This is a genomic window from Mesorhizobium shangrilense (assembly GCF_028826155.1).
In the GTDB taxonomy this organism is placed as follows: domain Bacteria; phylum Pseudomonadota; class Alphaproteobacteria; order Rhizobiales; family Rhizobiaceae; genus Arvimicrobium; species Arvimicrobium flavum.
The window spans coordinates 1537736-1551508 of sequence record NZ_JAQGPN010000001.1; the positions used below are offsets into that span (position 1 = coordinate 1537736).

Genomic DNA, 13773 nt, shown 5'->3' on the forward strand with positions numbered 1-13773 from the left:
GCTAGGGGAAAGTGACGATATGAACATCATGACCGATACGACCCTCGAGAAAGCCGTGAGCGGCAGCATGGACGAGATGGCCAACGAGCCGATCAAGTTGCGCGGCGAGAAGGTCTGCGTGCACTACGGCGAGAAGCAGGCGCTGTTCGACGTCGATCTGAACGTCCGTGAGAACCAGGTGACGGCGCTGATCGGCCCGTCGGGCTGCGGCAAGTCGACATTCCTGCGTTGCCTGAACCGCATGAACGACACCATCGACAGCGCCCGCGTCAGCGGCAAGATCACGTTGGACGGCGAGGACATCTACGACCGCAACATCGACGTGGTGGAACTCCGCGCCCGCGTCGGGATGGTGTTCCAGAAGCCCAACCCGTTTCCGAAGTCGATCTACGAGAACGTCGCCTACGGACCGCGCATCCACGGGCTCGGCCGCACCAAGGCCGATTTCGACCGCATCGTGGAGTCCAGCCTGCAGAAGGCGGCGCTGTGGAACGAGGTAAAGGACCGCCTGCACGAGCCCGGCACAGGGCTTTCCGGCGGCCAGCAGCAGCGCCTCTGCATCGCCCGCGCGATCGCCGTCAGTCCCGAGGTGATCCTGATGGACGAGCCGTGTTCCGCGCTCGATCCGATCGCCACGGCGAAGGTGGAGGAACTCATCGACGAGCTGCGCCAGAACTACACGATCGTCATCGTGACGCACTCCATGCAGCAGGCCGCGCGCGTGTCGCAGCGCACCGCGATGTTCCACCTCGGCTACCTGGTCGAGGAAGGGGCGACGGACAAGATGTTCACCAACCCCGACGACAAGCGCACGCAGGACTACATCACCGGCCGTTTCGGCTGAGTGGACGCGACTCTAGACGCCGAGGACATCATGGGCGAGCACACCGTCTCCTCCTTCGACGAGGACCTGAAGCATATCCATCAGCTCATCCGCGACATGGGCGAGCATGCCGGCCGGATGGTGCAGGCCGCGACCCGCGCGCTCTTGGCCTCCGACGTGGCGTTGGGGCAGCGTGTCGTCTCCGACGACGCGATCATGGACACCAAGCAGCGCGAGCTGGACGACCGTGCGATCAGGCTGATCGCCCTGCGCCAGCCTATGGCGCAGGACCTGCGCGCCGTGGTCGGGGCCATCCGCATGGCGGCCGATCTCGAACGCATCGGAGATCTCGCCAAGAACATCGCCAAGCGCGTCGGCGCGGTCGGAATGACGGCCATCCCCAAGGCGCCGTCCAACAGCATCGAGCTGATGGCCGCCCAGGTGCTCGAGCAGGTCGAAGGCGTCATCGAACACTATGTCGGCAAGGATGCCGAGGCGCTTGTCCAACTGCGCGTCGACGACCGCCAGATCGACGCCAAGTATACCGCGGTGTTCCGCGAGCTGCTGACCTACATGATGGAGGACCCGCGCAACATCACGGCCTGCACGCACCTCCTGTTCTGCGCCAAGAACCTGGAGCGCATCGGCGACCATGTCACCAACATCGCCGAGAACGCCTATTTCGTGATCACCGGCAGGCAGTTGCCGCTCAACCGGCCGAAGCTCGACGAAACGTCGGCGTCGGCTCTCGCCGACTGAAGCTGCAGGACAGGCCGATGATTGCTCCCAAGGTCATGGTGGTGGAGGACGAGGAGCCGCTGTGCGAACTCCTCCGCTACAATCTGGAGGCCGAAGGCTACCAGGTCGAGGTCGTCACCCGCGGCGACGAAGCCGAGCTTCGCCTGCAGGAGAACGTGCCCGACCTGCTGGTGCTCGACTGGATGATTCCGGCGGTGTCCGGCATCGAGCTCTGTCGCCGCCTGCGGATGCGGCCGGAGACGGAGCGGCTGCCGGTCATCATGCTGACGGCGCGCGGCGAGGAGAGCGACCGCGTGCGCGGCCTCTCGACGGGCGCTGACGACTACCTCGTGAAGCCGTTCTCAACGCCCGAGTTCGTGGCGCGCGTGCGTGCGCTGCTGCGCCGCGCCAAGCCCGAGGTGCTGTCCAGCGTGCTCAAGGTCGGCGACATCGTGCTCGACCGCGAATCCCATCGGGTCTATCGCAAGAAGACCGAGATCAAGCTCGGCCCGACAGAGTTCCGCCTGCTGGAATTCATGATGCAGCATCCCGGCCGCGTCTTTTCCCGTGGCCAGCTCCTCGACAATGTCTGGGGCGAAACGATCTACATCGATGAGCGGACGGTCGACGTTCACGTCGGGCGGCTGCGCAAGGCTGTCAACAATGGCCGCATGCCGGACGTCATCCGTACCATCCGCGGCGCCGGCTACGCCATCAACGAGGCGTAGCGGGTAGGTGGCCTCGGGCGAAAAGTTGCCCAAGAAACAGCTATCCTGGAACTGACGAACTGCGAGTTCGCAGTGGCCGCAACCGCCTTGTCCGAGGCGGGTGCGGCATGCTTACCTGAGGCCTTCGTACGACGGGAACCTGGGGGAGGGTGCACGTGGAGGTAACGCGCCGAACGGTTGCGGTGGCGATCGTCGCGACGATCGCGTGTCTGGCCGCGCGTGTCCCCGCCGCCATGGCTGCGCCCCCTGCTTCCCAGCCCCAGCCCATCATCTTCGCCTGGAACCGTCTCGTCCTCGAACTGGTGCGGCACACGCCGACCTATTCGCCCCCGGTCGCCAGCCGGGCGCTCGCCTATCTCGGAGTGACCGCCTTCGAGGCGATCGCCGGCGGCTCGGCCGGACTGCGCTCCCTGGCGGGCCAGCTAAACGGGCTGCAGCCCGTTCCGGCGCGGGAGAACGGCGCGGCCTATGCGGACGCCGTGGTGGTCCAGGCGGCGATGGCGCATGCCGTGCGCGAGCTCTTCTCCAACACCGGACCGACCGGCCTACGCGCGCTGAAGCTGGTCGAACGGAACCTGCATTTGGCCGCAGCCTCGGGCGTCGCCGAAGATGTCGCCGGCCGCAGCACCGCCTATGGCCGGGCGGTGGCCGAGCACATCCTCGCCTGGTCGCGCACGGACGGCGGAGCGACCATCGAGAACATGGGCTTCCCCTACGAATACAAGCTCACGGAAGGGCCGGCGCACTGGGTGCCGACGAGCCTGGTGGCGCAGCAGCAGCTGCCGCTCCTGCCCGACTGGGGGAAGGTGCGCCCCTTCGCGATGCCGAGCGGTGCGGCCTGCGGCATACCTCCTCCGCTCGAATACAGCGAGGAAGAGACCTCGCCCTTCTATCGGGAGGCGCTCGAGGTCCACGACGCGGTGAAGGGGCTGACGCCCGAGCAGCGCGCCATCGCGCGGTTCTGGTCGGACGACCCGATGCTCTCGCCCACGCCGCCCGGGCACTGGATCTCGATCGCCCTGCAGGTGCTGGAGGGCGAGGGCGCGGACGCGGAGACCACGGTGGACGTTCTGGCTCGCCTCGGCATCGCCATGGCCGACGCCTTCATCGGCTGCTGGGACGCCAAGTTCCGCTACGACCTCGTGCGGCCGCTCACCTACATCCGACGGGTCATCGATCCAAAGTGGGAAGCCCTGCTCAACACGCCCCCATTCCCGGAGTATCCCAGCGGCCACAGCACGCAGTCGGGCGCCGCCGCCACCGTGCTCACCGATCTCTTCGGCACGGACTATGCCTTCGAGGACGCGACCCACAGCGCCGACGGGCTAAAGCCGCGCAGCTTCCCGAGCTTCTGGGCAGCAGCCGAGGAGGCCGGCATCTCGCGCCTCTACGGCGGCATCCATTTTCGCGACGCGATCGAACGGGGCCTCGACCAGGGCCGCTGCATCGGCGCCTATGTCAACGCACTCGACACGCGGAAATAGCCATGCGTCGGTTTCTCGTTCTGCTGTCGTCGATGTCGGTGCTCGCCGCGGAAGCGCGCGCCGAGGAGGCGCCCTTCGTCATCCCGACCTTCGTGGAGGAGACGGCCAGCGCCGGCATCGACAGCGTCTATGCCGGCGACTGGGAATACATGGTCGGCGGCGGCGCAGCCACCTTCGACTGCAACGATGACGGCTATGCGGACCTGCTTCTGGCAGGCGGGGAGACGCCCGCGAAATTCTACCGCAACGCCAGCAAGCAGGGCGGCGCGCTCCGCTTTGAAGCAGAGGCGAGCGGGCTCGAGCTGGACAAGGTCGCGGCCGCCTATCCTCTCGACGTCGACGGCGACGGCCACACAGACCTGGCGCTTCTGAGGGTAGGCGAGAACGTCCTTATGCGCGGCTTGGGCGGCTGCCGCTTCGAGCGCGCCAACGAAACGTGGGGCTTCGACGGTGGGGACGGCTGGTCGACCGCCTTCGCCGCCACCTGGGAGCGCGACGCCGAGTGGCCGACGCTGGCGGTCGGCAACTACATCGACCGCACCCAGGCAGTGCCGTGGGGCTCTTGCACGGACAACTGGCTACACCGGCCGGGCGTCGCCGACGGGGAGCGCAGGAAGTTCGCCGCGCCGTTGCCGCTCACGCCCAGCTACTGCGCGCTCTCCATGCTGTTCACCGACTGGAACCGCTCGGGCACGCCGAGCCTGCGCGTCTCCAATGACCGCGAGTACTACAAGGGCGGGCAGGAGCAGCTCTGGCGCGTCGAGCCGGGCAACCCGCCCGTTGCGTATGGCGCAGGCGACGGCTGGAAGACGCTGCGCATCTGGGGCATGGGCATCGCCAGCACCGATCTCGACGGCGACGGCTACCCCGAATACTTCCTGACCAGCATGGCCGACAACAAGCTGCAGACCTTGTCCGCCGTGCCGACGGAGGGCGCACCGCAACCCGACTATAAGGACGTCGCCTACGCCAAAGGCGTCACCGCGCACCGCCCCTATATCGGCGACGACCTGAAGCCGAGCACCGCCTGGCACACGCAGTTCGAGGACGTGAACAATGACGGCCGCGTCGACCTGTTCATCGCCAAGGGCAATGTCGCCGAGATGCCGGACTTTGCGGCCAAGGACCCCAACAACCTCCTGCTGCAGCGCGCCGACGGGACGTTCGAGGAAGCCGGCGACAGGGCCGGCGTCGCCAGCACCGAGATCTCGCGCGGGGGCGCCCTCTCCGATTTCAACTTGGACGGACTGCTGGACCTCATCGTCGTCAATCGCGGGGTGAGCGCCCAGGTCTGGCGCAACGCCAGCGTCGGCGCCGGGCGCTGGCTGCAGGTCGAACTCAGGCAGTCTGGACCAAACCGGGACGCCATCGGCGCATGGATCGAAGTGCGCTGCGCGGGAAAGGTGACGCGCCGCGAGATCACTGTCGGCGGCGGCCATGCCGGCGGGCAGACCGGCTGGTGGCATTTCGGCGTCGGCGACACTGAAGAGCCGGAAGTGCGCGTCATCTGGCCCGATGGTACAGCCAGCGACTGGGAGCTCGTCGAGAGCGACAATTTCTACATCGTCGAACGCGGCCAGCCGGCACGGGCATGGCATCCTGAATAGGGACTGTTAACTGCGTACGTCATCCGTTCCAACGCTGTCCGGCGGCGCCGGGAAGCGTTCCAGGTAGCGCCGGGCGCGGGGCAGGGCGTCGTGGAGGAACTGCTCCGGTCCCCTCAACCACAGGCCGGGGATCGTCTTCGAGCGCGCCTCGCTTGTCAGGACCTTGGGAGGGATCGGGACGATCTCCGCGTCCCACCCCGGCCAGAAATGACGCGCCCTGCGCCATGTGTGCGCGATGAAGCGCTCGCGGTCCGAGTAGCCGTGGTAGTCGAAAACCCAGTCGGCGGCCGCCACGAATATGTGGTTGCCGGTGTGGCCCTCCGCAGGCTTGATCCAAAGGACGTCGAGACCGGGACGGGGATGCCTCTCCAGGAAGGCATGGGCGAGGATATTGCATGCGCCGCAGGCGAAGAACACGCGGTCGGGCAGCGCCCAACGCATGACCTGGTTCTTCTTTGAATAGCCCGGGGTCCTGATTCGATACATGGCAGGATATTGCCTGCCGGGCACCCCTCGGCGGCAAGAGCCGACTGAAGTCTTCCCTTATGCCACGGCCTTTCCCGCGGGCAACGCGCCGGGCGCGAAGATGCCCTCGTCGACGAACTGCAGCGCGCGCTTGGCGCTACCCTCGCGGATGATGGGCGCCTCGTAGGGCTCGGTGAGGAAAGTGATGGAGCCTGAATGCTGGCCGCCGGCCGTTTTCGCGATCGCTTCGCGCAGGCTTGGCTCCATCAGGTCGAAGGCCGTCGCGCCGACGCCGATGAAGGCGACGGGGGCCGGATCGATGATGGCGAACAGGCTGCCCAGGCCGAAGCCGAGCGCTTCGCCTGCCCGACGGAACGCCTCGCGTTCCGAACCGTCCGCGCGGCGGGCCTGCTCGGCGAGTTCGGTGATGTCGGCGTCGGTGACGTCCGCCTTCGGCATCTCGTCCTCCGGCTGGTGATGGGCCTTGCGCCAGATCGCGTAGTTCCCGGCATAGGCCTCGATGCAGCCACGCCGTCCGCAGCGGCAGAGCGCGCCGTCCGGCCGGTGGATCATGTGGCCGAACTCGCCGCCCGAGGAATGCGTGCCGGTGAACAGCTCGCCCTTCAGCATCATGCCCATGCCGATGCCGTGCGAGAGCAGGATGGCGATGAAGTCGTCGTGATAAATCTCGGGATCGCGGGACCGCAGGGCGAACGCCATCATGTTGCAGTCGTTCTCGACCGTCGTCGCGACGCCGAAGGCTTCCTCGAGCGCTTCCGCGAAGGGGATGTCCGCATGGACCGTGATCGGCGACCACAGCATGCTGCGGGCGCTGGCGTCGGTGACGCCCTGGATCGATACGACGATGCGCTTGGCCGCCGCCTGTCGCGACGGCTGCATCTCGAAGAGCCCGCGGACCATGCCGATGGTCTCGTGCACCAGGTCGGCGGCTGCCATTTCGAGGGTTGGAAGGCGGCGCTTTTCGGCGGCCAGCACCGTTCCGCCATAGTCGAACAGGGCTGCCGATAGCGAGTTCAGCGACAGGTCCACCGTCACGACGGTGGCCGCTTCCGCGTTGAGGCCGATGGCCACCTGCGGCCGCCCCCGCTTCAGGGCGGACGGCTCGGTTGCCTTCGGTTCGGCCAAGATGCCCTCCTGGAGGAGGTCGGACGAGATTGCCGAGATCGTCGAGTGACTGAGCCCCGTCGCTGCTGCGATCTCTGTCCGGGATGGATGGACCGCGCGGCGGACGGCCGCGATCACGGCCGCGCGGTTGCGCCGCCTCAGATCGTCGTGACGGATTCTCACCGCCGTTTGCATCTTTCCTCCCCTGCGCTTGCCGGCCGTCTTCCCTGCCACCGGTCGAGACGCAGGAGAAGTCTGTCAGAACTCGCCGGTCATGTCATTGTTTATTTCGACCCTCGAAAAAATAAGAATTCCTCTTCAAAATCGCCTTGACAGCTTTTGAGGTTTCGGACAGTATTTTTTCGAGGATCGAAATAAAGTACATTTTGACGGGCCGTCGGCCAGATTTTCGCATCCTCGCGATGCAGGGAGGAAATCATGAAGACATTTGCAGCCGCCATGCTGGCGGGTGTTGCGATGACGCTGTCGCTGGCAGCAGTCGCAGAGGCCAAGGACAAGGTCATCGGCGTGTCCTGGTCGAATTTCCAGGAAGAGCGGTGGAAGACCGACGAAGCCGCGATCAAGGCGGCGGTCGAGGCCGCCGGCGACAAGTACATCTCCGCCGACGCGCAGTCGTCGGCCTCCAAGCAGCTCACCGACGTCGAGAGCCTGATCAGCCAGGGCGCGAACGCCCTCATCATCCTCTCGCAGGACGCCTCCGCGATCGGCCCGGCCGTCGACAAGGCGCTCGCCGAGGGCATCCCGGTCGTCGGCTATGACCGCCTGATCGAGAACAAGGACGTCTTCTACCTGACCTTCGACAACAAGGAAGTGGGCCGCATGCAGGCTCGCGAGGTGTTCAAGGTCAAGCCGGAGGGCAACTACGCCTTCATCAAGGGCTCGTCGGCCGATCCGAACGCCGACTTCCTGTTCTCCGGGCAGATGGAGGTCCTCAAGGAAGCCATCGATGCCGGCAAGATCAAGAACGTCGGCGAGGCCTACACCGACGGCTGGCTGCCCGCCAACGCGCAGAAGAACATGGAGCAGATCCTGACGACCAACGACAACAAGGTCGACGCGGTCGTGGCCTCCAACGACGGCACCGCCGGCGGCGTCGTGGCGGCTCTCGAGGCGCAGGGCCTCGCGGGCTCGGTGCCGGTCTCCGGTCAGGACGGCGACCATGCCGCCCTCAACCGCGTCGCGCTCGGCACGCAGACGGTCTCTGTCTGGAAGGATGCGCGCGAGCTCGGCAAGGCCGCAGGCGAAATCGCCTCATCGCTGGCCGAAGGCAAGGCGATGACGGACATCCCGAACGTCGTCGACTTCACCACGCCCGGCGGCAACGTGACCAAGTCGGTCTTCCTGACGCCGATGCCGATCACCAAGGACAACCTGAACGTCGTGATCGACGCGGGCTGGGTGACCAAGGATGTCGTCTGCGCCGGCGTGGCGGCCGGCTCGGTCGCCGCCTGCAACTAGGCCGAAAATCGGCATCGATACGGACGCCGCGGTTTGACGAAAACCGCGGCGTCTCTCTAAGATCGGGAGGCCGGACACCCTGACGACAGGGAGCCGGCGGGAGGAAGCCATGACCGACACGACGTCCGGATCTCCGGTCGATACCGCGCGCGCCTCCGAACTCAACGCGCTGGGCCGCTTCCTCAAGGCAACCGAACTCGACACGCGCATGCTCGGCATGGTGGGCGCGCTGCTGATCATCTGGATCGGCCTCCACCTCATGTCCGGCGGCCTGTTCCTGACCCCGCGCAACCTCTGGAACCTGTCCGTCCAGTCCTCCTCCGTCGCCATCATGGCGACCGGCATGGTGCTCGTCATAGTCACCCGCAACATCGACCTGTCGGTCGGCTCGCTGCTCGGCTTTGTCGGCATGATCATCGGCGTGACGCAGGCGGAATTCCTGCCCCGCGTGATGGGTTTCCCGCTCGGCGACCCGTGGATCTGGATCATCGCCGTGGCCGTCGGCCTGCTGGTCGGCCTGCTGATCGGCGGCTTTCAGGGCTACCTGATCGCCTATCTCGGCATCCCGGCCTTCATCGTGACGCTCGGCGGCCTGCTCGTCTGGCGCGGCGCGGCATGGTGGGTGACCAGCGGCCGCACCGTGGCGCCGATGGACGCGACGTTCCGCCTGCTCGGCGGCGGGCCGCAAGGCGCCATCGGGGCGACGTGGAGCTGGATCGTCGGGGTCGTCGCATGTCTGGGCGTCGTCGCGCTGCTCGCCAGCGGCCGCCGCCAGCGCCAGCGCTTCAAGTTCCCGCTCAGGCCGGTCTGGGCGGAGGTCTTCCTCGGGACGGTGACCTGCGCGGCGATCCTCGGCGCGGTCTGGGTGGCCAATTCGTATCCATGGCCGGTCAACATCGTGAAGCGTTATGCCGAGGCCAACGGCATCACAGTTCCCGAGGGCGGCATGTTCATCGCGCACGGCATCGCCATCCCGGTCCTCATCGCCGTGGCGGTGGGCATCGTGATGACCTTCATCGCGACCCGCACGCGCTTCGGCCGCTACGTCTTCGCCATCGGCGGCAATCCCGAGGCGGCGACACTCGCGGGCATCAACACGCGCTGGGTGACGATGAAGATCTTCATGCTGATGGGGCTGCTGGCCGCCATCAGCGCTTCGATCTCCACCGCCCGCCTCAACGCCGCCACCAATGCGCTCGGCACGCTGGACGAACTGCTGGTCATTGCCGCGGCGGTCATCGGCGGCACATCGCTCGCCGGCGGCGCGGGCACCATCGCCGGCGCTATGCTTGGCGCGCTGCTCATGCAGTCGCTACAGTCGGGCATGGTGCTGCTCGGCATCGACACGCCGCTGCAGAACATCGTGGTCGGCCTTGTCCTCGTCGTGGCCGTCTGGCTCGACACCGTGTACCGCAAGCGCGTGTAGGGGAGACGCTCCGATGACTGAGACCGCTGCCCCGCTCGTCGAGATGAAGAACATCTCCATCGCCTTCGGCGGCATCCGCGCCGTGGACGACGCCTCCTGCGATCTCTATCCCGGCGAGGTGGTTGCGCTCCTCGGCCATAATGGTGCGGGAAAGTCCACGCTGATCAAGATCCTGTCCGGCGCCTACAAGCGCGATGCGGGCACGATCCACGTCAATGGCGAGGAAGCCTCGATCGGCAACCCGCGCGACGCCAAGAAATACGGCATCGAGACGATCTACCAGACGCTGGCGCTCGCCGACAACGTCGATGCGGCCGCCAACCTGTTCCTCGGCCGCGAACTGAGGACGGCCTGGGGCACGCTCGACGACGTCGCCATGGAGGCTGAGGCGCGCAAGGTGATGGGCCGCCTCAATCCTCGATTCCAGCGCTTCAAGGATCCGGTAATCAAGCTTTCCGGCGGCCAGCGGCAATCGGTGGCGATTGCGCGGGCGATCCTCTTCAACGCCCGCATCCTCATCATGGACGAGCCGACCGCCGCGCTCGGGCCGCAGGAGACGGCGCAGGTCGGCGAACTGGTGAAACAGCTGAAATCGGACGGCATCGGTATCTTCCTCATCAGCCACGACATCCATGACGTGTTCGATCTCGCCGATCGCGTCTGCGTGATGAAGAATGGTCAGGTCGTCGGCACGGCTCACACCGGGGAGGTCACCAAGGACGAGGTGCTGGGCATGATCATCCTGGGCAAATGCCCGCCCGGCGCGGTTCCCGGCCCGGGCGCCGTGGTCGGCTGAAAATTTCGTTCTTGATATGCAATCAGGCCGGCGATGGCCGGCCTGATGATGTTTTCTACGGTAGCGCCGCTCAATAGCCTTTGGGGCAGCGCGACACGTAACGCTCGCCAGTGCGGCGGTCGCGATAGAGGCAGCGGCCGTCGCGCTGCCTGGTGACGAGGTACCCAGCCAGCGCACCCACCGCGCCGCCGACCAGCGCGCCTTCGACGTCACCGCTGATGATGGCGCCCGCTGTCGCGCCCACCGCCGCGCCGACGCCGACGTCCTGCTCTGCCGTCGTGCATGCGGAAAGCGCCATGGCCGCAGCCATGGCGAGAATCACTGCTCTCATCCCTCTCTCCCGAAAAAATGGGCCAGAAAAGCCCTGAAAAATATGCTTCCTGCACTATTCCTGTCGGACGCCGTCTTCCGCCCGCCGCCCGGAGGCGACAACAACGTCACTAACGGCCGTTATGCTGGCGACGAGACGTCCGTCCTTGGTGACGTCCCATTCCAGCACCGCGTCCTCTTCTTCCATTGCGGGATCAACATACACGCAGTCCGCGAAAACCCGTGAATCTTTTCCGCGCGCGCTCTTCAGCGTCGACGGGAGCACGGCGGCGCACTCCTCCATCGTCTCGAAAATGGGGGTAGGGGCGGGCAGCTCCCGGCATTCCTGGAGGTCGCCCGAGCATCCGACGATGAGCAAAAGGGCAGCAATGTGTTCCATGGCCCTCTCCTTTCAGGACCAGAAACGCGTTTGCCGGAAATTGAGTTCCCTGGGATGCCCGGGTGCGGGCTACCAGCGCGTGGCTTCGCCGGGCGCGGCGGCCTCGATGGCCAAGGCGTGGAGACCAGCCTTCAGTTCGGGCGCAAGAAGGTCGTTGACCGCACGGTGACGGGCGATCCGGCTCATGCCGGCAAAGGCCGGAGCCTCTATGCGGACGCGGAAATGCGTCTCGCCGGTGCCATCGAAGGACTCCTGGTGGCCGGCATGGAGGTGGCTCTCGTTGAGGACCTTGAGCCGCACTGGCGCAAAAGCCTCAGTGAGCTTCGTCTCGATCGAGGACTGTATGGACATTTTCGGCTCCACTCACCAAATGTGACCCATCCGACACAATGGCACGCATGCGCGGATTGCGCCCACGCGATTCAGCGGTTAGGTCCATCGCGCCCCGAATGTCAATTCTTGTATCCCGCGGCGAACGCCCCATAATTCAGTCGAACCATGTCTACCTATTCGAAATATTTCGAGAAGATTCGCGTGCGCCCGGACCGCCAGGCGGAGGTGAAGTCGCACGCGCCGCGCTGCCAGTGGGACGGGTGCGATGAGCCCGGCACCCACCGTGCGCCGGTCGGGCGCATGCGCGAGGGCGAATACTTCCGGTTCTGCTTCGACCATGTGCGCGAGTACAACAAGGGCTTCAACTATTTCTCGGGCGTCTCCGATAGCGAGATCGCGCGTTTCCAGAAGGAGGCGCTGACCGGCCATCGACCGACCTGGGTGATGGGCGCCAACAGCGGCGCCAAGGCGGCGTCGGATTTTTCGCACATACGTTCCGGCCGCGCCGGCTACTACAACCGCGTCCGCGATCCGTACAACATGTTCGGTGGCGGGCGCGCCGAGCCCCGTCAGCGCCAGGCCAAGCCGCTTGAGGCCAAGGCGCTGGAAACGCTTGGACTTGACACAAAGGCGACTGGCGCGGACATCAAGGCCCGCTATAAGGAACTGGTGAAGCGCCACCATCCCGATGCGAATGGCGGCGACAGAGGTTCGGAAGACCGGTTCCGCGACGTGCTGCAGGCCTACCGTCTGCTCAAACAAGCTGGTTTGTGTTGAGCAAAGGGTCTGATAAAGACCGCCTCCGACTAGAGATGATGTGATACCGGCTGATCCCAAGCAGCCGGCATGAGGCTGGGATGAACAAGATCGATCGCGACATTGCAAATCTGCCGGACACGACGGTGTCGGTGAAGGAAGTCTTCGGCTTCGAGTCCAAGATGGTCGTGCCGGCCTATTCGGTCGCCACCGAGCACGTTCCCGACATCGATCCCGACTACCTGTTCGACCGCCAGACCACGATGGCGATCCTGGCCGGCTTCGCCTACAACCGCCGCGTCATGGTGTCGGGCTATCACGGCACCGGCAAGTCGACCCACATCGAGCAGGTCGCCGCTCGGCTCAACTGGCCGATGGTCCGCGTCAACCTCGACAGCCACGTCAGCCGCATCGATCTCGTCGGCAAGGACGCGATCGTGCTGTCGGAAGGCAAGCAGGTGACCGAGTTCCGCGACGGCATCCTGCCCTGGGCCTACCAGCACAATGTCGCGCTCTGCTTCGACGAGTACGACGCGGGACGTCCCGATGTGATGTTCGTCATCCAGCGCGTGCTGGAGTCGTCGGGCCGCCTGACGCTTCTCGATCAAAGCCGCGTGATCCGGCCGCATCCGGCCTTCCGCCTGTTCGCCACCGCCAATACGGTGGGCCTCGGCGACACGACGGGCCTCTATCACGGCACCCAGCAGATCAACCAGGCGCAGATGGACCGCTGGTCGATCGTGACGACGCTGAACTACCTGCCGCACGACAACGAGGTGAACATCGTTCTCGCCAAGGCCAAGCACTACCGCGACGCCAAGGGCAAGGAGATCGTCAACAAGATGGTCCGCATCGCCGACATGACGCGCTCGGCCTTCGTGAACGGCGACCTGTCAACCGTCATGAGCCCGCGCACCGTGATCACCTGGGCCGAGAACGCCGAGATCTTCGGCGACGTCGGGCTTGCCTTCCGGCTGACCTTCCTCAACAAGTGCGACGAACTGGAGCGTCCGCTGGTGGCGGAGTTCTACCAGCGCGCATTCGGTCAGGAACTGCCGGAGAGCGCCGCGAACGTGGTGCTCGGCTAAACCGGCGGCTGGCGGATTGGGGAAAACGATCGAGCGGATGCGCGCCAACCCGAGGGCGGATTGGCAAATCTCCGACGTTGAGAAAGCATGCAAGGAGGCGGGCATCGCCGTTCTGAAGCCAGCGGGCGGGTCGCACTTCAAGGTCGGTAATCCGCATGCTGGCCGCCGTCTCACAATACCGGCGCGCCGACCGATAAAGCCGGTGTATATTGCGAT

At 65.8% G+C, this 13773-nt stretch carries 15 protein-coding genes; 10 read left to right on the plus strand and 5 right to left on the minus strand.

Going from position 1 to position 13773, the window contains the following annotated elements; translation table 11 throughout:
- The first annotated feature begins 19 nt into the window (after nt 1-19).
- The 5 genes from pstB (at nt 20) to PD284_RS07625 (ending at nt 5380) form a co-directional block, all read left to right on the plus strand.
- On the plus strand, nt 20-844 hold the full coding sequence (gene pstB / locus PD284_RS07605) for a phosphate ABC transporter ATP-binding protein PstB (protein ID WP_274627608.1): 825 nt from the start codon (nt 20-22) through the stop codon (nt 842-844).
- Between the two features lie 30 nt (nt 845-874).
- On the plus strand, nt 875-1582 hold the full coding sequence (phoU, locus tag PD284_RS07610) for a phosphate signaling complex protein PhoU (protein WP_274627609.1): 708 nt from the start codon (nt 875-877) through the stop codon (nt 1580-1582).
- 17 nt (nt 1583-1599) lie between these two features.
- A complete protein-coding gene (phoB, locus tag PD284_RS07615; protein ID WP_274627610.1) occupies nt 1600-2289 on the plus strand; it encodes a phosphate regulon transcriptional regulator PhoB in 690 nt (229 codons plus the stop codon).
- A gap of 155 nt (nt 2290-2444) precedes the next feature.
- Nucleotides 2445-3773 carry a vanadium-dependent haloperoxidase gene (locus PD284_RS07620; protein WP_274627611.1) on the plus strand — a complete coding sequence of 443 codons (1329 nt, stop codon included), beginning with the start codon at nt 2445-2447 and terminating at the stop codon, nt 3771-3773.
- 2 nt (nt 3774-3775) lie between these two features.
- Nucleotides 3776-5380 (plus strand): CRTAC1 family protein, encoded by a 1605-nt coding sequence (locus PD284_RS07625; RefSeq protein ID WP_274627612.1) that lies wholly within the window; start codon nt 3776-3778, stop codon nt 5378-5380.
- 6 nt (nt 5381-5386) lie between these two features.
- Here the strand turns inward: PD284_RS07625 and PD284_RS07630 are convergent, their stop codons facing one another.
- Nucleotides 5387-5866 (minus strand): hypothetical protein, encoded by a 480-nt coding sequence (locus tag PD284_RS07630; protein ID WP_274627613.1) that lies wholly within the window; start codon nt 5864-5866, stop codon nt 5387-5389.
- Nucleotides 5867-5923: 57 nt separating this feature from the next.
- Nucleotides 5924-7165 carry an ROK family protein gene (locus PD284_RS07635; RefSeq protein WP_274627614.1) on the minus strand — a complete coding sequence of 414 codons (1242 nt, stop codon included), beginning with the start codon at nt 7163-7165 and terminating at the stop codon, nt 5924-5926.
- Between the two features lie 243 nt (nt 7166-7408).
- Between PD284_RS07635 and xylF the strand changes: the two genes are divergently transcribed.
- The 3 genes from xylF (at nt 7409) to PD284_RS07650 (ending at nt 10671) form a co-directional block, all read left to right on the plus strand.
- Nucleotides 7409-8449: a D-xylose ABC transporter substrate-binding protein gene (gene xylF, locus PD284_RS07640; RefSeq protein WP_274627615.1), complete on the plus strand. Its 1041-nt coding sequence runs from the start codon at nt 7409-7411 to the stop codon at nt 8447-8449.
- Nucleotides 8450-8558: 109 nt separating this feature from the next.
- On the plus strand, nt 8559-9875 hold the full coding sequence (locus tag PD284_RS07645; protein WP_274627616.1) for a sugar ABC transporter permease: 1317 nt from the start codon (nt 8559-8561) through the stop codon (nt 9873-9875).
- Nucleotides 9876-9888: 13 nt separating this feature from the next.
- A complete protein-coding gene (locus PD284_RS07650; RefSeq protein WP_274627617.1) occupies nt 9889-10671 on the plus strand; it encodes an ATP-binding cassette domain-containing protein in 783 nt (260 codons plus the stop codon).
- A 70-nt stretch (nt 10672-10741) separates the two neighbouring features.
- Here the strand turns inward: PD284_RS07650 and PD284_RS07655 are convergent, their stop codons facing one another.
- From PD284_RS07655 to PD284_RS07665, 3 genes are all read right to left on the minus strand, one after another.
- The gene (locus tag PD284_RS07655; RefSeq protein ID WP_274627618.1) at nt 10742-11002 is read right to left on the minus strand and encodes a YMGG-like glycine zipper-containing protein; all 261 of its coding nucleotides are present in this window, start codon (nt 11000-11002) and stop codon (nt 10742-10744) included.
- A gap of 54 nt (nt 11003-11056) precedes the next feature.
- Nucleotides 11057-11380, minus strand: coding sequence for a hypothetical protein (locus tag PD284_RS07660; RefSeq protein WP_274627619.1), 324 nt, complete (start codon nt 11378-11380; stop codon nt 11057-11059).
- 69 nt (nt 11381-11449) lie between these two features.
- A complete protein-coding gene (locus tag PD284_RS07665) occupies nt 11450-11731 on the minus strand; it encodes a BolA family protein (RefSeq protein ID WP_274627620.1) in 282 nt (93 codons plus the stop codon).
- A gap of 147 nt (nt 11732-11878) precedes the next feature.
- Here PD284_RS07665 and PD284_RS07670 point away from each other — a divergent pair, with 147 nt between their 5' ends.
- Together PD284_RS07670 and cobS are read left to right on the plus strand one after the other, a co-directional pair.
- Nucleotides 11879-12490 (plus strand): J domain-containing protein, encoded by a 612-nt coding sequence (locus tag PD284_RS07670; protein WP_274627621.1) that lies wholly within the window; start codon nt 11879-11881, stop codon nt 12488-12490.
- 80 nt (nt 12491-12570) lie between these two features.
- Nucleotides 12571-13557 carry a cobaltochelatase subunit CobS gene (cobS, locus tag PD284_RS07675; protein ID WP_274627622.1) on the plus strand — a complete coding sequence of 329 codons (987 nt, stop codon included), beginning with the start codon at nt 12571-12573 and terminating at the stop codon, nt 13555-13557.
- Nucleotides 13558-13773 lie beyond the last annotated feature (216 nt).